This window comes from Pseudomonas lactucae (assembly GCF_016937615.1).
In the GTDB taxonomy this organism is placed as follows: Bacteria; Pseudomonadota; Gammaproteobacteria; order Pseudomonadales; family Pseudomonadaceae; genus Aquipseudomonas; species Aquipseudomonas lactucae.
Genome location: NZ_JAFHKI010000088.1, coordinates 20,669 through 40,589, shown reverse-complemented (window position 1 = coordinate 40,589; position 19,921 = coordinate 20,669). Strand labels below are relative to the sequence as shown.

Below are 19,921 nucleotides of genomic sequence, written 5' to 3'. Positions count from 1 at the left end.
CGAAGTTCAGGCTGTTGCGAATCGCTATCATCCACTATCCGTTTGAGGTGTTCCAAGGCACTGATCTTTCTTTTTAACCCACTATTTAAATTTCAGCGGGTAGAACTAAACTGCCAGCATTCACACCGCTGAAGTCCGCCTGATGAGTCAACGCCGTCGTCATACCCCTTCTGCACACCCCGAGCTGCTACTGATGTTCGGCAGTGGCCTGACCGTTGTCCTGATCGTGATCATTGTCGCGGCATTATTGATTCGCGAACACGCCAGCACCCTGCAGGCGGCCACGCGCTCGACCGGCAACATCGCCCAGTTGATCAATGCCGACGTGCTGCGCAACGTTGAGCTGTACGACCTGGCCCTCAAAGGGCTGATCGCGGCCAGACAACGCGAAGACCTGTCCCAGGTCACACCGACTATCCAGCATCTGGTGCAGTTCGACTTATCCACCGCTGCGCCATTCAAAGGCGAAGTGCTGATGCTGGACGCCGGTGGCAATGTCATCGCCGACTCATCGACTCTCAAGCCCACGCCGCGCAACTTTGCCGACCGTGACTATTTTCAGGCGCATGTCAGCGATCCCGAGTCGGGCTTGTTTATCAGTCGGCCATTTAAAGTCCACTGCGAGTGCGACCAGATATGGCGCATGGCATTCAGCCGACGCGTCTCAGGCCCCAACGGCGAGTTCGTCGGCGTGGCGGTGGCGACCATGCGCCTGGCGTATTTCGACCAGCTGTTCAGCACCCTGACAATCGGCAACAGCAGCAGCGTCAACCTGCTCAACAACCGGGGCATCCTGCTCGCCCAACAGCCGCTGCTCGAACGCGACATGATCGACAAGGATTTGAGCGAGCGACCGAACTTCAAGCGCATCCTGCGTGAAGGGATCGGCAGCTTTCAGGCCATCTCCGCCATCAGCGGCAAGGAACGCTTGTATACCTTCACCAACGTCGGAGAGCTGCCGCTGATTGTGGTGGTGGCGTTGTCCAGCGACGATGTCTTCGCCCCCTGGAGACGTGCGGCGATGCTGACCAGCGGCGCTACCGGCATCCTGTGTATCGGCCTGCTATGGCTCACCTGGATGTTACGTCGCGAACTGCGGCGCCGCTTTCGCGCCGAACGGGTGCTGTCGGAACTGGCAGCCACCGACGCCCTGACCGGCCTGGCCAACCGACGCATCCTCGACGAGCGCCTGCGTCTGGAATGGGACCGTGCCCAACGCTCGACGGAGCCGCTGACGCTGCTGATGATAGATGTGGACCACTTCAAGGCGTTCAACGATCGCCATGGTCATCAAGGCGGTGACGAGGCATTGCGCACCGTCGCCCAGGTGATCGGCAGCAACATCCGCCGCCCCGCCGACCTGGCGGCGCGGTACGGCGGGGAAGAGTTCGCGGTGGTGCTGCCGCATACCGATACCAAGGGTGCCCTGCTCATCGCCGAACATATCCGCAGCAGCGTCGAGCGTCTGCCACGGGTAGCCGGGGATGAACGGCCGATCACCGTCAGCATTGGCTTGAGCACGTGGCACAAACGCAGCCGCCTGTCGCTGGAAGCATTGCTGTTGAGCGCGGACCAGGCGCTGTATGAGGCCAAGCGTGCAGGGCGTAACCGGATAGTGAATGCCATCCAGCCGTAGCAGATGCGCCGCGAAAGGGGCGTAATCGTTCACGATAAGCACGACTTTGCGGATAAAAAAAGGCCACCCGAAGGCAGCCTTTAAAAACTAAAGAAAGAGAGTTGTGACTTACACCGCCGCAACGGGACGCATGTAAGAGATCGGTGCGGTGCTGGCATCTTCGAAGGTCACGACTTCCCAAGCGTCTGTTTGCTCAATCAACTTGCGCAACAGCTGGTTGTTAAGGGCGTGGCCCGACTTGAAGCCTTTGAACTCGCCTATCAGGCTATTGCCCAGCAGGTAGAGGTCACCGATTGCATCGAGGATCTTGTGCTTCACGAATTCGTCTTCATAGCGAAGGCCGTCTTCGTTCAGTACACCATCCGCGTCGACCACAATGGCGTTTTCAACGCTGCCGCCGAGTGCGAGGTTGTGCTTGCGCAGGTACTCGATGTCACTCATGAAACCAAAGGTACGGGCGCGGCTGACTTCTTTTACGAACGAAGTGCTGGAAAAATCCACGCTTGCACTTTGGGTGCGGTCACGGAATACCGGGTGATCGAAATCGATCTCAAAGCTCACTTTAAAACCTTCGAACGGGACGAAGGTGGCGCGCTTGTCGCCGTCTTCTACTGTCACTTCCCGCAGAATGCGAATGAACTTCTTGGCTGCGTCCTGTTCTTCCAGGCCGGCAGATTGAATCAGGAATACGAAGGGTCCAGCGCTGCCATCCATGATAGGGACTTCGGACGCGGAGAGCTCGACGTAGGCGTTATCGATGCCCAAACCGCCATGGCCGAGAGCAAGTGCTCCACCGTGTCCACCTTGACGTCACCGTTGACCAATGTGGTCGACATAGTGGTTTCGCCAACGTTTTCCGCGCGAGCAGGAATCTGCACCACAGGGTCAAGGTCGGCACGCACAAACACGATGCCGGTGTCGACAGGTGCAGGCTTGAGGGTCAGGTAGACCTTTTCCCCGGAGTGCAGACCTACACCTGTGGCACGAATAATATTCTTCAGGGTGCGTTGTTTAATCATGGCTTGGACCGCTTCAGCGCAAATTGCGAACTGGTATCAACAAAGGCTGGCGATAATAGCAGACCAGACCTTTGCTGAACACCAATCACCTTCATAGCCCTGATACATTCCATCAATCGGCCTGACGACGCAGGAATGCCGGGATGTCCAGGTAGTCCAGATCGTCTTGCGGATTCGGGCTACGGGACGCCGCAGCACCGGCCTGAGCCTGATTGCGCATCACGGTCGGACGGTCCAGGTCACGGTAGTTGACCGACGGCAGTTCCTGGCGCGAAGGCGCTGGAGCGGCAGCCGCTTGGCTCGCGTGGCTGGCTTGGCTGTTATGCAGCGTGTTGTCGATGACCTTCACAGGCTTCTCGATTTTTGCGCCCAGGCCGGTGGCAACCACGGTCACGTGCAGCTCGTCGCGCATGTCCGGATCGATCACGGTACCGACTTTGACCATGGCGTGCTCGGAAGCGAAGGCTTCGATGATGCTACCCACGTCGGAGTACTCACCCAGGGACAGGTCGGGACCTGCGGTGATATTCACCAGGATGCCGCGCGCGCCTTGCAGGTTCACGTCTTCGAGCAACGGGTTGCGGATGGCCGCTTCGGTGGCTTCGCGTGCACGGTTCGGACCGCTGGCGCAGCCGGTGCCCATCATCGCCATGCCCATTTCGCTCATCACGGTACGTACGTCGGCAAAGTCGACGTTGATCATGCCCGGACGCTTGATGATGTCGGAGATACCGCGAACGGCACCGGCCAGTACATCGTCAGCCTTGGCGAATGCGGACAGCAGGCTCGCATCCTTGCCCAGGATGGTCAGCAGTTTCTCGTTGGGGATGGTGATCAACGAGTCGACGCTTTCAGACAGCAGACGGATACCTTCGTCGGCGATCTGCATGCGCTTGCGGCCTTCGAACGGGAACGGACGGGTCACGACCGCGACCGTCAGGATGCCCATTTCCTTGGCCACTTCGGCAATGATCGGCGCAGCACCGGTACCGGTACCGCCGCCCATGCCGGTGGTGATGAACACCATGTTGGTGCCCTGCAGCACTTCGGCAATACGCTCGCGGTCTTCCAGGGCGGCTTGACGGCCGACTTCCGGATTGGCGCCGGCGCCGAGGCCCTTGGTCACCGCGGTGCCCAATTGCAGGATGGTTCGTGCGCCGATGCTTTTCAGCGCCTGGGCATCAGTGTTGGCGCAGATGAATTCAACGCCTTCAATGTTGCTCTTGACCATATGGTTGACAGCGTTGCCGCCGCCACCGCCGACACCGATCACTTTGATGACCGGGCTGGCGGGGATGTTGTCTACGAGTTCGAACATGTTCCCTCTCCTTTCGTTTTCTCTAGTTTTTTCGCCTACTGCTTCTTTCGGTGTTGCGGTGTCGCGGTAAATCTTTAGAAATTGCCTTTTACCCAAGCCTGCAACCGCTCGAACAATGGCGCTTTGGCTTCATCGTCGCTGCGGTAGCTGTCACGGTGGCTCGGGCTCGACAGGGAAATGCCGTCGGTCTGCTTTTGCAGGCCGTACAACAGCAAGCCCACGCCGGTGGAATAAATCGGGTTGCGCACCACATCGCCCAACCCCTTGACGCCATGAGGCACGCCCAGGCGCACCGGCATGTGGAAGATTTCCTCGGCCAGTTCGACCGCGCCTTCCATCTTCGAGGTGCCACCGGTCAGCACGATGCCGGCCGGGATCAAATCTTCGTAACCGCTGCGACGCAGTTCAGCCTGGATCAGGGTGAACAGCTCGTCGTAGCGCGGCTCGACCACTTCGGCCAGGGCCTGGCGCGACAGTTCGCGCGGTGGACGGTCGCCCACGCTCGGCACTTTGATGGTTTCACCGGCACCGGCCAACTTGGCCAGGGCGCAGGCGTAGCGGATCTTGATTTCTTCGGCGTACTGGGTCGGTGTGCGCAACGCCATGGCGATGTCGTTGGTCACCTGGTCGCCTGCAATCGGGATCACGGCGGTGTGACGGATCGCACCCTCGGTGAAGATCGCGATGTCGGTGGTGCCGCCGCCGATGTCGACCAGGCACACGCCCAGTTCTTTTTCGTCGTCGGTCAGTACCGAATACGCGGAAGCAAGCTGCTCCAGAATGATGTCGTCGATTTCCAGGCCGCAGCGGCGCACGCATTTTTCAATGTTCTGTGCGGCGTTGACGGCGCAGGTCACCACGTGGACCTTGGCTTCCAGGCGCACGCCCGACATGCCCAGCGGCTCGCGAACACCTTCCTGGTTATCGATCACGTAGTCCTGCGGCAGGGTGTGCAGCACGCGTTGGTCAGCCGGAATCGCCACGGCCTGGGCAGCATCGAGGACGCGCTCAAGGTCGGCCGAGCTGACTTCACGGTCGCGGATCGCCACGATGCCGTGGGAGTTCAGGCTGCGGATATGGTTGCCCGCCACGCCGACGAACGCCGAGTGGATCCGGCAACCGGCCATCAGCTGCGCTTCTTCGATGGCGCGCTGGATCGATTGCACGGTGGACTCGATGTTCACCACCACGCCCTTCTTCAGGCCCCGGGACGGATGCGTGCCAATACCGACGATTTCGATCGTGCCGTCTTCCCCGACCTCGCCGACCAGCGCCACCACCTTGGAGGTGCCGATATCGAGACCGACGATCATTTTGCCGCTTTGCACGTTTGCCATGGGTCCTGCCTCTTCTTAATTCTTCGCGACAGCGGGCTGCGCTGCCGTGGGCGCAGCCGGTTCACGCCAGCCGACGGCAAGGCCGTTGGCGTAACGCAGGTCGACGCTCGCAATGTTCGTAATCTGTTCTTTCAAGGTCTTGTCATAGATGGCGATGAAGCGGCGCATCTTTTCCACCAAGCGGTCGCGTCCCAGCAACAACTGGATACCCGGGCCGGAACTGCCTGCCCCGGTCGTCAAAAACCAGCTGCCCCGTTCACGCAGTTCCAGGCGTGCAATGGAGAAGCCCAGTGGCCGCAGCATCTGACTCAAGGCCTGGTACTGCTGCATCACTTGCTGTTGCGCCCGCTGCGGCCCGAACAGCTGCGGCAGGTGCTCGTAGTTGGCCAGTTCACGCGGGGTGAACGCCTGGCCCTGGTTGTTCAACAGCGCTTCATCGCCCCAACGGGCCACGGGCAGTTGTTCTTCCAGGCGGATCGTCACCTGGTCGGGCCATACGCGGCGCACTTCGGCATGGGCGATCCACGGCATCTGTTCCAGCTCCGAGCGCATACCGGCCAGGTCGATGGTAAAGAAGCTCGCGGCCAGGTACGGGCCGATGCGCTGCTGTACCGCCTGCTGGCTGATGTAGCTCAAGTCGCCCTGCACGCTGATCTTGGTGATCGGCCGGTCGGCGTACGGCAACAGACGCTGCGCGCCTTCATACGTGCCGAAGCCCAACACCACCAGCAACACCGGCCAGAACAGCGCCTTGAGGAAACCAAAGTTGGCTTTCGGCAGGCGCGCCGACATCGGCTCTTTAGCCACCATTCGGCTGGCACCCCGTGGCACCGGCTTGCGGCTCGGTGCTTGGGGGGGCTGATGACGAAGCGATGCGCCTTTCATGTCTTAGCCTCGTTTCCTTTCTTCACCGGCGACGCTTGCCGCCAGGATCGCCAGCACCAGTTGCTGGAAATCCAGACCGGCGGCGCGAGCGGCCATCGGGACCAGGCTGTGGTCGGTCATGCCCGGTGCGGTGTTGACTTCCAGGAACCAGAAATTCCCCTGGTCATCCTGCATCACGTCTGCCCGTGCCCAACCGGCGATACCCAGCGCCTCACAGGCTTTCGCCGTGAGGTCCATCAATTCCTGTTCCTTGGTTGCGTCAAGGCCACATGGGATCCGGTACTGGGTATCGGAGGCCACATACTTGGCGTCGTAATCGTAAAAAGTGTGGGGCGTGCCCAATGCGATGGGCGGCAATACCTGGCCACGCAGGGTGGCGATGGTGTACTCGGGACCCTGGATCCACTGTTCCACCAACACTTGCGAATCGTAGGTACTTGCCGCTTTCCATGCGTCGATCAATTCGGCGGCCGAGTTCACTTTGGCCATGCCGATACTGGAGCCTTCATGGGCTGGTTTGACGATCAAAGGCAGGCCCAGTTCCTTGGCCGCAGAAATACAATCGTCTTCGCTGCACAGCACGCTGTGACGCGGGGTGGGAATCCCCAGGCTGTGCCACACCTGCTTGGTGCGCAACTTGTCCATCGCCAATGCCGAGGCAAGGATGCCGCTGCCGGTGTAAGGGATGCCGGCGCACTCCAGCAGGCCCTGCATGCTGCCGTCTTCACCGCCACGGCCGTGAAGAATGATGAAGGCGCGGTCGATCTTCTCGGCCTGCAAGCGCGCCAGGAAGTCATCGCCCACGTCGATACCGAACGCATTCACGCCGGCGCTTTGCAGCGCCGCGAGCACGGCATTGCCGGACTTGAGCGACACTTCGCGCTCGGCGCTCTTGCCGCCGAACAACACGGCCACGCGGCCGAATTCGGCAGGCGCAATCGTAGAAAACAGAGAGGCGTAGTCAGTGGTCATTTCGACGCCCCCTTCTTGACCGCAAACAGCGGGCTCGCCAGCAATTTGGGGGCAAGGCCGCCTATATCACCGGCGCCCTGACACAGCAGAATGTCCCCGGCACGCAGCAGCGGCTTGACGATTGGCGCCAGGTCGACACCGCGCTCGATGTAGATCGGGTCCAACTGACCACGCTGACGGATGCTGTTGCACAACTTGCGGCTGTCGGCGCCCGGGATCGGTTCTTCACCGGCGGGGTAGACTTCCATCAGCAGCAGTACGTTGGCATCGGCCAGTACATTGACGAAATCGTCGTACAAGTCGCGGGTGCGGCTGTAGCGATGTGGCTGGTACACCATCACCAGACGGCGCTCCGGCCAGCCGCCACGCACGGCCTTGATTACGGCGGCGACCTCGGTCGGGTGGTGACCGTAGTCGTCCACCAGCATCACGTCACCGCCGTCTACCGGCAGTTGGCCGTAGACCTGGAAGCGACGGCCGACACCGGCAAAGCGCGACAGGCCTTCGACGATGGCTTCATCGCTGACGCCTTCGTCGGTGGCGATGCAGATGGTTGCCAGGGAGTTCAATACGTTGTGGTTGCCCGGCATGTTCACCGACACATCCAGCGGCTCGCGATCGGGACGCAGCACGGTGAAATAGGTTTGCATGCCTTCCTGGCGCACATTGATCGCACGCACGTCAGCGTCCTCGCTGAAGCCGTAGGTCACGGTCGGGCGTTTGACCTGCGGCAGGATCTCGCGCACCACCGGGTCGTCCAGGCACACCACGGCCAACCCATAGAACGGCAGGTTGTGCAGGAACTCGACGAAGGTTTTCTTCAACTTGTTGAAGTCGCCGTCGTAGGTCGCCATGTGGTCGGCGTCGATGTTGGTGACCACGGCTACCAGCGGTTGCAGGTGCAGGAAGCTCGCATCGCTTTCGTCGGCTTCGGCGATCAGGTAGCGGCTGGTGCCCAGTTGGGCATTGGTACCGGCTGCATTCAGGCGGCCACCGATCACGAAAGTCGGGTCCAGGCCACCGGCGGCGAACACCGAGGCGATCAGGCTGGTAGTGGTGGTTTTGCCGTGAGTACCGGCGACGGCAATGCCGTGGCGATAGCGCATCAGCTCGGCCAGCATTTCGGCGCGCGGTACCACGGGAATACGGCGCTCAAGAGCGGTGGCCACTTCAGGGTTGGAGGTGTTCACGGCGCTGGACACCACCAGCACGTCGGCCTCGGCGGCGTTCTCGGCGCGGTGGCCGATGAAAATCTGTGCGCCAAAGGACTTCAAGCGCTCGGTGACCGGCGAATCCTTCAAGTCCGAACCGGAGACCTGGTAGCCCAGGTTCAGCAGTACTTCGGCAATACCGCACATGCCCACGCCGCCGATCCCGACGAAGTGGATGCGACGGATACGGCGCATTTCCGGTTGTGGCATGGCTTTCTGATTCTCAACCATGGGCCACCTCCAGGCAGATATCGACCACGGTGCGGGTTGCGTCAGGTTTGGCCAGGCGGCTTGCGGTGCTCGCCATGCGGTTGAGTCGTTCGGGTTGCATCAAAACCTCGGTCAGGCGTGCGGCCAAATCGGCGGCGCCAGTCGTTCTTTGCGGCAGCAGGAAGGCAGCGCCCTCCCCGGCCAAATATTCGGCGTTGCGGGTCTGGTGATCGTCGATCGCATGGGGCAAAGGCACCAGCAACGACGGCAGACCGGCGGCGGCCAGTTCACTGACGGTCAGCGCACCAGCGCGACAGACCACCAGGTCGGCCCAGCCATAGGCTTGGGCCATGTCTTTGATGAAAGGCTGTACGTTCGCCTCGACACCGGCGTCGCGGTAACGCGTGGCGGTGACTTCATCGTGGTTCTTGCCGGCCTGGTGGAAGATTTCCGGGCGCACTTCCTGAGGAAGTTGCGCCACCGCTTCCGGCAGCAACTTGTTCAACGGCTCCGCGCCCAGGCTTCCGCCCAGGATCAGCAGATGCGCCTTGCGCCCGGCCAGGGCCTGACGCGCGATATCCATGAACAGTTCGGTGCGCACCGGGTTGCCGGTGGTGCGACGTTTGCTCGATGCACCGAAGGTGTTCGGGAACGCTTCACACACCCGCGCGGCCAAGGGCACCAGCAAACGGTTGGCGGTACCGGCGACGGCGTTCTGTTCGTGCACGATCACCGGCACACCGGCGAGCCTGGCGGCGACGCCACCGGGGCCGGTCACATAACCACCAAAACCGAGTACGCACACCGGCTTCACGTCACGGATGACCTTGCGCGCCTGCCATACGGCCTTGAGCAACACGAACGGCGCCTTGAGCAGGGACAATTTGCCCTTGCCGCGCAGACCGGTGACGTTGATCAGATGCAGCGGCAAACCGGCGGCCGGCACCAATTCGTTTTCAATGCCACGCGGCGTTCCCAACCAGTGCACGGTGTAACCACGGTTCTGGAACTCACGGGCACAGGCCAGGGCCGGGAACACATGCCCCCCGGTGCCGCCGGCCATGATCAGCACATTAGCGCCCATGGGTCGGCTCCTCGGCGAAGTCGCTTTCGCTGAACTCCATCTCTTCGCTGCCCAGGTGGGTTCGACTCTCCCACTCGATGCGCAGCAACAAGCCCAGACAGGCGCAGCAAATCACCAACGAACTGCCGCCGTAGCTGAGGAACGGCAATGTCAGGCCTTTGGTCGGCAGCAGCCCGACGTTCACGCCGATGTTGATCAGGAACTGGCCGATCCACAGGAACGACAAGCCATAGGCCACATACGCGGCGAAATATTGCTTGGCCTTCTCGGCCCACAAGCCGATGTACATGCCGCGCACGCAAACGAATACGAACAGGGCCACGGTGCACAGCGAACCCACCACGCCCAGTTCTTCGGCAAGCACCGAGAACACGAAGTCGGTGTGCGCTTCGGGCAGGTAGAACTGCTTCTGCACGCTGTTGCCCAGGCCCACGCCCAGCCACTCGCCGCGACCGAAGGCAATCAAGGCCTGGGTCAGTTGATAGCCTGACCCGAACTGATCGGACCAAGGGTCGGTAAAGGTGATAAGACGCGCCATCCGGTAGGGTTGCGCCTGCACCAGAACAGTCACCGCGGCCACCGCCAGCACCACCATCAAGGTGAACCGGAACAAGCCGACGCCGCCGAGAAACAACATCGCCGCCGCAGCGCCCATCATGACCACGGTGGCGCCGAAGTCGGGTTCCATCAGCAACAGGCCGGCCATGGGCAGCAGCACGATGAACGGTTTGAAGAAGCCCATCCAGCTTTCGCGCACTTCTTTCTGGCGACGGACCAGGTAACCGGCCAGGTAAATCACCACGAATACCTTGGCGATTTCCGACGGTTGCACGTTGAACGCACCGAAGCCGATCCAGCGCATGGAGCCGTTCACTTCGCGGCCGATGCCCGGCAGGATCACCATGACCAGCAAGCCGAACGCACCGATCAGCATCAGCCAACCCAGGCGTTGCCAGGTGGCGATGGGGATCATCATGGTAACGATGCATGTGCCCAGGCCGATGATCAGGTACACCAGGTGACGGATCATCATGTACAGGGTGTTGCCCGACTGCACGGCGGCCACTTCTGAGGACGCCGAGGTGATCATCACCAGGCCCAGGCCCAGCAACGCGAGGCAACCGGCGAGCATCGGGAAGTCGAGGTCGATACCGCGCCCGGTGATGATCGGCGACGGGTACGGCTTGATGATGTTTCTGAAGTCGATACTCATGCCAAGGCCTCCACGGCGCGGGCGAACAGCTGGCCGCGCTCTTCGTAGTTCTTGAACATGTCGAAACTGGCGCACGCCGGCGACAGCAGCACCGCATCGCCCGGCTGGGCAAGGGCTTTGCACTGGGCGATCGCGTCGTCCAGGGACGTGGCGCGCACTTGCGGCACGGCATCACCCAGGGCAGCGGCGATCAAATCAGCATCGCGGCCCATCAACACCACGGCGCGGCAATGCGCGGCAACGGGCGCTTTAAGGTCTTTAAAGTCGGCCCCCTTGCCATCGCCACCGGCGATCAGCACCAGCTTGCCGTCGATATCGGCGCCCAGGCCTTCGATAGCGGCCAATGCCGCGCCGACGTTGGTGGCCTTGGAGTCGTTGTAATAGCTGACGCCGTCCAGGTCGCGCACCCATTGGCAACGGTGTTCAAGGCCGCCGAAGGTGCGCAGGCTCGACAGCATGGCGTCGAACGGCAAGCCGACCGCATGCCCCAACGCCAACGCGGCCAGGGCGTTGGACTGGTTATGGGCGCCACGAATTTTCAGCTCGCGCACCGGCATCAGGTTCTGGAATTCGAAGGCCAGGTATTTCTCGCCGTTTTCTTCGCGGATGCCGAAGGCCTTGAAGTCAGGTTTGCCCAGGCCGAAGGTCCAGCAGGGCATGCCCTCGCCGATCAGCGGACGGCTCAGGGCATCCTGGCGGTTGACCACAAACTGCTTGGCGCCGCGGAAGATCCGGTGCTTGGCCAGGTGATACGCAGGCAGGCCGCTGTAGCGGTCCATGTGGTCTTCACTGACGTTCAACACGGTGGCCACTTCAGCGCCCAGGTCGTGGGTGGTTTCCAGCTGGAAGCTCGACAGCTCCATCACGTACAGCTCGACCTCATTGCTGAGCAGGTCCAGTGCTGGCGTGCCGAGGTTGCCGCCCACGGCCACGCGTTTGCCGGCCGCCACGGCCATCTCGCCAACCAGGGTGGTCACGGTGCTTTTTGCGTTGGAACCGCTGATGGCCACGATCGGCGCCTTCGCGTGACGCGCAAACAGGTCGATATCGCCCGACAGCTTCACGCCACGCGCCGCAGCGGCTTGCAGGGCCGGTGTCGCCAGGGCCAGGCCAGGGCTCACGTAAAGCTCATCGGCGCGGCATAGAAACTCGACATCCAACTCGCCACAACGCACTTCCACGTGCGGGTAGTCACGGCGCAGCGTGACCAGCTCCGGTGGATTTTCCCGCGTATCGGCCACGGCAAACGACGTGCCCCGTTCGCCAGGAAGCGAACCAGGGACATGCCGCTCTTGCCGAGGCCGACAACGATGCGGAAGTGGTCTGAAGCGATCAGGGACACTCGTTTCTACCTCAGTTTCAGGGTGGCAAGGCCGACCAGGACCAGAATCACGGTGATGATCCAGAAACGGACAATCACGCGTGGCTCGGGCCAGCCCTTGAGTTCAAAGTGGTGGTGGATCGGCGCCATGCGGAACACGCGGCGCCCGGTCAACTTGAAGGACGCCACCTGGATGACCACCGACAGGGTTTCCATCACGAACACACCGCCCATGATGAACAACACGATTTCCTGACGAACGATCACCGCGATGGTGCCCAGGGCCGCGCCCAGCGCCAGCGCGCCGACGTCACCCATGAAGACTTGTGCCGGGTAGGTGTTGAACCACAGGAATCCCAGGCCGGCACCGATCAGCGCGCCGCAGAACACGATCAGCTCGCCCGCGCCCGGCACGTAAGGAATCAGCAGGTATTCGGCGAATTTCACGTTACCCGACAGGTAGCAGAAGATACCGAGCGCACCGCCCACCATCACCGTCGGCATGATCGCCAGGCCGTCGAGGCCGTCGGTCAGGTTCACCGCGTTGCTGGAGCCGACGATCACGAAATAGGTCAGCACCACGAAGCCAATACCCAGTGGAATACTGGCGTCCTTGAGCATCGGGATGATCAAGGTGGTTTCCACCGCGCTTGGCGCCGTGGTGTAGAGGAAAATCGCGGCGGCAAGGCCGAACACGGACTGCCAGAAATACTTCCAGCGACTCGGCAACCCCTTGGAGTTCTTCTCGATCACCTTGCGGTAGTCATCGACCCAACCGATGGCGCCGAACAACAGCGTCACCAGCAGGACCACCCACACGTAACGGTTATGCAGATCGGCCCACAGCAAGGTGCTGATGCCGATGGACGACAGGATCAGCGCGCCGCCCATGGTCGGGGTACCGGACTTGGACAGGTGCGACTGCGGGCCGTCATTACGAACCGATTGACCAATTTGCAGGTTCTGCAGGGTGCGGATCATCCACGGCCCTAAAAACAGCGACAGCGACAGCGCGGTCAGTACACCCAGGATCCCGCGCAGGGTCAGGTACTGAAAGACCGCAAAGCCTTTGTGGAACTGTTGCAGATACTCAGCCAGCAGCAGCAGCATTAATGTTTCTCCGTACTTGAGCCACACAAGGCTACGACGACGTTTTCCATCACCGCGCTGCGCGATCCCTTGATCAAAATGGTTGTGTGTTTATCGTGTTCGGCCGCCGTCAGCGCCTGGATCAGCTCGGCCTGGGTGGCGAAGTGCTGCGCACCGGGGCCAAAGGCATTCACGGCGTAGGCCATGTTCGGGCCGACGGCGTAGAGCGCGTCGACTTTACCGGCGGCATACGCGCCGACTTCGCGGTGGCCTTGCTCCGCCCATTCGCCCAACTCGCCGATATCGCCCAGGACCAGCACCTTGCGGCCGTCGAAGCCTTTAAGCAGATCGACGGCGGCATTGATAGAGGACGGGTTGGCGTTGTAGGTGTCATCGATCACGCGCATGCCGTTGGTCGCCAACTGCGCGACGGTGCGGCCCTTGACCGGCTGCACCGCCCCCAGGCCAGTGGCGATACCGAACAGCGACACGCCCAGGGCGTGGGCGGCGGCGGCGGCGGCCAGGGCGTTGGCAACGTTATGGTTGCCGAGCAGGTTCAGTTGCACCGGCTCGCTACCCTGCGGGGTGTGCAGGGTGAACGACGGACAGCCACGGGCATCGACAGTGATGTCGGATGCATGGAAATCGGCGGCAGCGTTCAGCACGGCAAACGTCAGGATCTTGCGACCGGCGGCGCGGGCACGCCAGGTCTCGAAGGCCTTGTCGTCGAGATTCAATACCGCAGTACCCGAAGCATCGAGGCCTTCAAGGATTTCGCCCTTGGCTTCGACGATCTTTTCCGGGCCGCCGAACTCACCCACGTGGGCGGTACCGGCGTTGTTGATAATCGCCACGTGAGGCTTGGTCAACGCCACGGTATAGGCGATTTCACCGATACGCGACGCCCCCAGCTCGATCACGGCCGCCGTGTGTTCCGGGGCCAGTTCGAGCAGGGTCAGCGGCGCGCCGAAATCGTTGTTCAGGTTGCCACGGGTCGCCAGCACCGGACCACGGGTACGCAGTACACCGGCGAGCAGTTCCTTGACTGTGGTCTTGCCGCTGGAGCCGGTGACGGCTGCAACCGGCTTATCGAACGCGGCGCGGTTCAGCGCACCCAGTTGGCCCAGGGCCAGGCGGGTATCGGCGACCAGCAACTGCGGCAAGGTCGACTCAGGTACTTCACACTGCACCAATGCGCCGACGGCGCCTTTGGCGGCGACATCATTAAGGTAGTCGTGGCCGTCGAAGCGCGGCCCGGTCAAGGCGACAAACAATTGCCCCGGCTTGATCGCGCGGCTGTCGATACTCACGCCGTCGAAGCGGCAATCGCTCGACAGGACGCGGGCCGACAGGGCCTGGGACAGTTCGCTGAACGTCATGGCCTTAAGCATGGGCAACCTCCCAGGCGGTCAGGGCATGATCGGCCTCGACCAGATCGGAAAAGGCGTGACGCTCGCCGTTGATTTCCTGGTAGTCCTCGTGACCTTTACCGGCCAACACCACCACGTCGTCAGCACTGGCGCTGGCGATCAATTGGGCAATGGCGGCACCGCGACCGGCAACAAAGGCGGCCTTGGACGCGTCTTTGAAGCCTGCGCGGATATCGTCGAAAATCTGGCCCGGGTCTTCAGTACGCGGGTTGTCATCGGTGACCAGCACGCCATCGGCCAGGCGCTCGACGATCTCGGCCATCAACGGGCGCTTGCCGCGATCGCGATCACCGCCGCAACCGAACAGGCACAGCAGCTTGCCTTTGGCGTGAGGGCGCAGGGCTTCGAGGACTTTTTCCAGGGCATCCGGGGTGTGGGCATAATCGACCACCACCAGCGGCTGCTCACCGCCGCCCAGGCGTTGCATGCGGCCGGCCGGGCCTTCGAGCTTGGGCAATACCTTGAGAATTTCGTCGAGGGCGTAGTCCAGGCCAAGCAAGGCGCCGATGGCGGCGAGCACGTTGCTCAGGTTGAAACGACCGAGCAAGGTGCTGCGCAGGTGGTGCTCGCCTTGTGGCGTCACCAGGGTGGCGCGCACGCCTTCGTCGTTGAACTGGGCTTCGCGGCAATACAGGTACGCGCTGGAATCCTGCAGGCTGTAGCTGATCAGGCGCGACTCGCTGTCTTGGGCGGCCAGGTGGCGACCGAACTCATCGTCCAGGTTCACCACCCGGCACTTGAGGTCATTCCAGGCAAAAAGCTTGGCCTTGGCGGCGGCATACGCCTCCATGGTGCCGTGGTAATCCAGGTGATCGCGGGACAGGTTGGTCATCACTGCCACGTCAAATGCCAGTGCGGTGACGCGGCCCTGGTCCAGACCGTGGGACGACACTTCCATGGCAACCGCCTTGGCACCGGCCTTCTTCAGGTCAGCCAGGGTCGCTTGCACGGCAATCGGGTTCGGCGTGGTGTGCAGGCCGCTTTGCAGCGCGCCGTAGAAACCGGTGCCCAGGGTGCCGACGATGCCGCAATGCTGGCCCAGCAGATCGAGGGCCTGGGCGACCAATTGGGTCACGCTGGTCTTGCCGTTGGTGCCCGTCACGCCCACCAGGTTGAGGTGGCGGCTCGGTTCGCCATAGAAGCGCCCGGCGATATCGGACAGTTGCTTGGCCAGCCCCTTGACCGGAATCAGCGGCACGTCGGTGATCGGCAGCACGGTGGCGCCGTCCACTTCATAAGCCACGGCCGCCGCGCCACGCTGCAAGGCATCGGCGATGTGCGCACGGCCATCGAACTTACCGCCCGGCACGGCCAGGAACAGGTCACCGGCGCGCACATTACGGCTGTCCAGGGTCAGCTCGCGAATCAGCAGATCGCGGCCGGCATGGGCAAAAATCTTGTTCAGGCTAAGAGACATCAGCCGCGCCCTCCATTGGCTTTGACAACAGCGGCCGGTGGCCCGGCGTTCGCTTGTTGGGTCGGCGGCAGGTTGTCCGGCGTGATGTTCATCAGGCGCAGGGTGCCGGACATCACTTTGCTGAACACCGGCGCCGATACCAGGCCGCCGAAGTAACCGGCCTTGCTCGGTTCGTCGATCACCACGACGATGGCATAGCGCGGGTCGCTCATCGGGCCGAAGCCGGCGAACAGCGAACGGTATGAGTTTTCGGCATAACCCTTGGTGCCCACCGAGGTTTTACGCGCGGTACCGGACTTGCCTGCCACGTGATACGCCGGCACCTGGGCGCGGAACACACCGCGCGGTGCTTCGATCACTTGTTGCAGCATGCCTTGCATGGTCTTGGCGACGTTTTCCGGAATCACCTGGGTGGCTTTCGGCGCTTCGTCGACGTGGATCAGGCTCAACGGCACCATGCGGCCATTGTTGGCCAATACCGAGAAGGCGTGCGCCAGTTGGATCGCGGTCACCGACAGGCCGTAACCGTAGGAAAGCGTGGCGGTCTCGGCTTTTTTCCAGTCGCGGTAGTTCGGCAGGTTGCCGACGCGCTCACCTGGGAAATCCAGGCCGGTGGGTTGGCCCAGGCCGATTTTCTGCGCCAGGTGGTAGATGGTCTCGCCGCCGATATCGAAGGCGACCTTGCTCATGCCCACGTTACTGGAGTTGATCAGGATACCTGTCAGATCCAGTACCGGACCTTCGGTGCGCGACACGTCTCGAATGGTGTATTTGCCCAACTGTAAGGTGCCTGGATACACCTCGACCTTGTCGCTGGGTTTCCAGCGTCCGGTTTCGAGAGCGGCACTCATGGAGATGGCTTTCATGGTCGAACCCGGCTCGAACACGTCGATCATGGCGCGGTTGCGCATCATCGCCGGTTGCAGGTTGCGACGGTTGTTCGGGTTATAGGTCGGCTGGTTGACCATGGCGAGAATCTCGCCGGTCTTGACGTCCATGATCACCAGGCTGCCGGCCTTGGCGCCGTTCTCGATGATCGCGTTGCGCAGCTCGCGGTTGGCCAGGTACTGCAGGCGCAGGTCAATCGACAACGCCAAGGGCTTGCCGGCCTTGGCGTTTTTGGTGACCTGGACATCCTTGATCAGTCTGCCGCGCCGATCCTTGATGACTTGTCGTTTGCCGGGAACGCCGGCCAGCCATTCATCGTAGGCCAGCTCCACACCTTCGCGACCGTGATCGTCGATGTCGGTAAAGCCCACCATATGCGCCGTGGTCTCGCCGGCCGGGTAGAAACGACGAAATTCCTCGATGCCATAGACACCGGGGACTTTAAGGTCGAGCACCTGCTGGCCTTGTTCGGGGGTGAGGCCACGAACCAGGTAAATGAATTCTTTATTGGCCTGGGCTTCAAGACGTTCGGCCAAGGCTTTAGGGTCTTGCCCCAGGGCTGCGGCGAGCGCCGGCCAGCGATCCTTGGCCACCTGCAATTCCTTGGCGTTTGCCCACAGGGTAGTGACCGGTGTGCTGACGGCCAGAGGCTCGCCATTACGATCGGTAATCAGGCCGCGATGCGCAGGAATCTGGATATGACGCAGGCTGCGCGCATCGCCTTGACCGATCAGGAAGTCACGGTCGACCACCTGCAGGTCGAAGATGCGCCAGACGATCGCGCCCACCATCAAGGCCAGCAAGCCGAGCATCAAGCGGAAGCGCCAAGGGTAGAGTGCCCCTTCGAGTTTCATCATGGCGCCACCATCCGAACTTCGGCCGCGCCCGGAATGTGCATTTTCAGCTGCTCGGTGGCCAGCACTTCGATACGGCTATGGGCCGTCCAGGTGCTTTGTTCCAGAATCAAGCGACCCCACTCGGCCTGCGCCTTGTCACGCACGCTCAACTCCCCGTACAGGGTGTTAAGCAACTGGCGATTCCAGTGGGCGCTGTAGGACACCGCGATCGCGGACACCAGCACGCCGATAAACAGCAGCAACATGAAGAAGCTGCCGCCCGGGAGGGGCTTGGCGAACAGCTTGCTCACCGCAACTTCTCCGCGACACGCATGACGGCACTGCGCGAGCGTGGGTTGGCCTTGAGTTCAGCTTCAGAGGCGAACTGCGCTTTGCCATGGATCTTGATTTTTGGCACAAAGGCTTCGAAACGTACCGGCAGGTTGCGGGGCAGGTTGTCGGATTCGCCCTTGACCAGGCGACGCATGAACAGCTTGACGATCCGGTCTTCCAGGGAATGGAAGCTGATCACCACCAGACGACCGCCCACTTCCAAGGCCTCCAGCGCAGCCTCAAGGCCGGCTTCCAGATCACCTAATTCGTTGTTGACGTGAATGCGCAGGCCCTGGAACGCGCGGGTCGCCGGGTTCTTGCCCTTTTCCCAGGCGGGGTTGGCAACCTTGAGCACTTCGGCCAGGTCGGCGGTGCGCTCGAACGGCTGGAGCTCGCGGCGCTCGACCACGGCACGGGCCATGCGCCCGGCAAAGCGCTCTTCACCGTACTCTTTGAACACACGGGCAATTTCTTCCACCGGCGCGGTGGCGATGAATTGTGCGGCGCTGACCCCACGGGTAGGGTCCATGCGCATGTCGAGGGGGCCGTCGTTCATGAAACTGAAGCCGCGCTCCGGATCATCGAGCTGTGGCGACGACACGCCGAGGTCGAGCAGAACCCCGGCCACCTTGCCTGCCATGCCGCGCTCGGCCACTTCGGCGCCCAGCTCGGCAAAGCTGCGCTGCACAACGACAAAGCGGCCGTCTTCGGCCGCCAGCGCTTGCCCGGTGGCAATCGCTTGAGGGTCTTTGTCAAACCCGAGAAGTTTGCCGCCGGCCCGAGCTGGCTGAGTATCAACCGGCTGTGCCCACCCCTGCCGAAGGTACCGTCCAGATAGCAGCCATCCGCGCGTACGGCGAGAGCCTCAACGGCTTCGTCAAGCAGTACGGTGATGTGGTTAAAGCCGCTATCAATAGTCACAGGATCAAATCACGCAGTTCATCAGGCATGGCGCCCGGTTGTTGAATAGCAGCCAGGTCAGCTGCCGAAACAGCATCCCAGGCATCTTCGTCCCACAATTGGAACTTGTTCAGTTGGCCGACCAGCATTGCGCGCTTATCCAGCTTGGCGTACTCGCGCAGACGCGGCGGCACCAGGAAACGACCGCTGCCATCGAGTTCGAGGTCGACGGCATTACCGATCAGCAAACGCTGCAGGCGGCGGTTTTCTTCACGCAATGAAGGCAGGGCGCGCAACTTGGTTTCAATCAACTCCCACTCATCGAGGGGGTAAACACATAAACAAGGGTCAACGGCATCGATCGTGATGATCAACTGTCCGGAACTTCGCGAAATCAGCTCGTCACGATACCGGCTCGGCATGGCGAGACGGCCTTTTGCATCGAGACTGATAGCGTTAGCTCCGCGAAACACAGATGCGTTTCTCCAAATTTTAGCGTTTTACGTCAAAAAAACCCACTTTGTGCCACTTTCCGCCACTTGCGCACACTATAGGAATGCGCCCACCACACCGTCAAGGCACGGATTCAAGGAAAAGCCTTACAGAACGGAGATTTAGGAGCGTAAAAGGAGGAGAAACCGGAGTTCGGCGAGGTTTTTGACTCAGCAAGCGCTGACAGCTCAAAGAGCTGCGACTTAAAGTTAAAGTGATTTATTAAGAGTAAGATTTTTTTGGTATTACGAAGACGCATCTGCCATTGATTTGGCAGGGAGGGATTCTTGCGTTACTACCGGTTTTCTGCCAGAGGCCTGACAGAAGAAA

Annotated in this window: 14 protein-coding genes and 3 pseudogenes; 1 reads left to right on the top strand and 16 read right to left on the bottom strand. The window is 61.6% G+C overall.

The genetic code is table 11. From position 1 onward, the window contains the following. Positions 1-142 precede the first annotated feature (142 nt). The gene (locus tag JWR98_RS16805) at positions 143-1,636 is read left to right on the top strand and encodes a sensor domain-containing diguanylate cyclase (RefSeq protein ID WP_078731623.1); all 1,494 of its coding nucleotides are present in this window, start codon (positions 143-145) and stop codon (positions 1,634-1,636) included. 108 nt (positions 1,637-1,744) lie between these two features. Here the strand turns inward: JWR98_RS16805 and lpxC are convergent. The 16 genes and pseudogenes from lpxC to mraZ all read right to left on the bottom strand — a co-directional run bounded on the left by lpxC (position 1,745) and on the right by mraZ (position 19,572). Further along, positions 1,745-2,655 (bottom strand): annotated as a pseudogene (gene lpxC, locus JWR98_RS16800) (UDP-3-O-acyl-N-acetylglucosamine deacetylase). 112 nt (positions 2,656-2,767) lie between these two features. Beyond that, positions 2,768-3,973, bottom strand: coding sequence for a cell division protein FtsZ (gene ftsZ / locus JWR98_RS16795; RefSeq protein WP_017526184.1), 1,206 nt, complete (start codon positions 3,971-3,973; stop codon positions 2,768-2,770). Between the two features lie 74 nt (positions 3,974-4,047). Next, entirely contained in the window at positions 4,048-5,310 is a 1,263-nt protein-coding gene (gene ftsA / locus JWR98_RS16790; protein ID WP_003171883.1) for a cell division protein FtsA, read from the bottom strand. Positions 5,311-5,325: 15 nt separating this feature from the next. Beyond that, on the bottom strand, positions 5,326-6,195 hold the full coding sequence (locus JWR98_RS16785; protein ID WP_003171882.1) for a cell division protein FtsQ/DivIB: 870 nt from the start codon (positions 6,193-6,195) through the stop codon (positions 5,326-5,328). 3 nt (positions 6,196-6,198) lie between these two features. Then, positions 6,199-7,167: a D-alanine--D-alanine ligase gene (locus JWR98_RS16780; protein ID WP_078731622.1), complete on the bottom strand. Its 969-nt coding sequence runs from the start codon at positions 7,165-7,167 to the stop codon at positions 6,199-6,201. Continuing rightward, positions 7,164-8,609: a UDP-N-acetylmuramate--L-alanine ligase gene (gene murC / locus JWR98_RS16775; protein WP_078731621.1), complete on the bottom strand. Its 1,446-nt coding sequence runs from the start codon at positions 8,607-8,609 to the stop codon at positions 7,164-7,166. The genes JWR98_RS16780 and murC overlap by 4 nt, the downstream gene beginning before the upstream one ends. Then, positions 8,602-9,672: an undecaprenyldiphospho-muramoylpentapeptide beta-N-acetylglucosaminyltransferase gene (gene murG, locus JWR98_RS16770; RefSeq protein WP_003171878.1), complete on the bottom strand. Its 1,071-nt coding sequence runs from the start codon at positions 9,670-9,672 to the stop codon at positions 8,602-8,604. The genes murC and murG overlap by 8 nt, the downstream gene beginning before the upstream one ends. Beyond that, positions 9,662-10,885 carry a putative lipid II flippase FtsW gene (ftsW, locus tag JWR98_RS16765; protein ID WP_003171877.1) on the bottom strand — a complete coding sequence of 408 codons (1,224 nt, stop codon included), beginning with the start codon at positions 10,883-10,885 and terminating at the stop codon, positions 9,662-9,664. Before ftsW ends, murG begins: the two co-directional genes overlap by 11 nt. Further along, positions 10,882-12,227: pseudogene (gene murD, locus JWR98_RS16760) on the bottom strand (UDP-N-acetylmuramoyl-L-alanine--D-glutamate ligase). Before murD ends, ftsW begins: the two are co-directional and overlap by 4 nt. A 6-nt stretch (positions 12,228-12,233) precedes the next feature. Next, positions 12,234-13,316, bottom strand: a complete 1,083-nt coding sequence (gene mraY, locus JWR98_RS16755; RefSeq protein ID WP_003171875.1) for a phospho-N-acetylmuramoyl-pentapeptide-transferase — start codon at positions 13,314-13,316, stop codon at positions 12,234-12,236. Beyond that, positions 13,316-14,686, bottom strand: a complete 1,371-nt coding sequence (locus JWR98_RS16750) for a UDP-N-acetylmuramoyl-tripeptide--D-alanyl-D-alanine ligase (RefSeq protein ID WP_205490582.1) — start codon at positions 14,684-14,686, stop codon at positions 13,316-13,318. The genes mraY and JWR98_RS16750 overlap by 1 nt, the downstream gene beginning before the upstream one ends. Then, entirely contained in the window at positions 14,679-16,142 is a 1,464-nt protein-coding gene (gene murE, locus JWR98_RS16745) for a UDP-N-acetylmuramoyl-L-alanyl-D-glutamate--2,6-diaminopimelate ligase (protein ID WP_078731616.1), read from the bottom strand. Before murE ends, JWR98_RS16750 begins: the two co-directional genes overlap by 8 nt. Then, entirely contained in the window at positions 16,142-17,884 is a 1,743-nt protein-coding gene (locus JWR98_RS16740; protein WP_179119883.1) for a peptidoglycan D,D-transpeptidase FtsI family protein, read from the bottom strand. Before JWR98_RS16740 ends, murE begins: the two co-directional genes overlap by 1 nt. Further along, the gene (gene ftsL, locus JWR98_RS16735) at positions 17,884-18,177 is read right to left on the bottom strand and encodes a cell division protein FtsL (protein ID WP_003171871.1); all 294 of its coding nucleotides are present in this window, start codon (positions 18,175-18,177) and stop codon (positions 17,884-17,886) included. The genes JWR98_RS16740 and ftsL overlap by 1 nt, the downstream gene beginning before the upstream one ends. After that, positions 18,174-19,120, bottom strand: a pseudogene (gene rsmH / locus JWR98_RS16730) (16S rRNA (cytosine(1402)-N(4))-methyltransferase RsmH). Before rsmH ends, ftsL begins: the two are co-directional and overlap by 4 nt. After that, on the bottom strand, positions 19,117-19,572 hold the full coding sequence (gene mraZ / locus JWR98_RS16725; protein WP_003171868.1) for a division/cell wall cluster transcriptional repressor MraZ: 456 nt from the start codon (positions 19,570-19,572) through the stop codon (positions 19,117-19,119). The pseudogene rsmH and the gene mraZ overlap by 4 nt, the downstream one beginning before the upstream one ends. Positions 19,573-19,921: the final 349 nt, after the last annotated feature.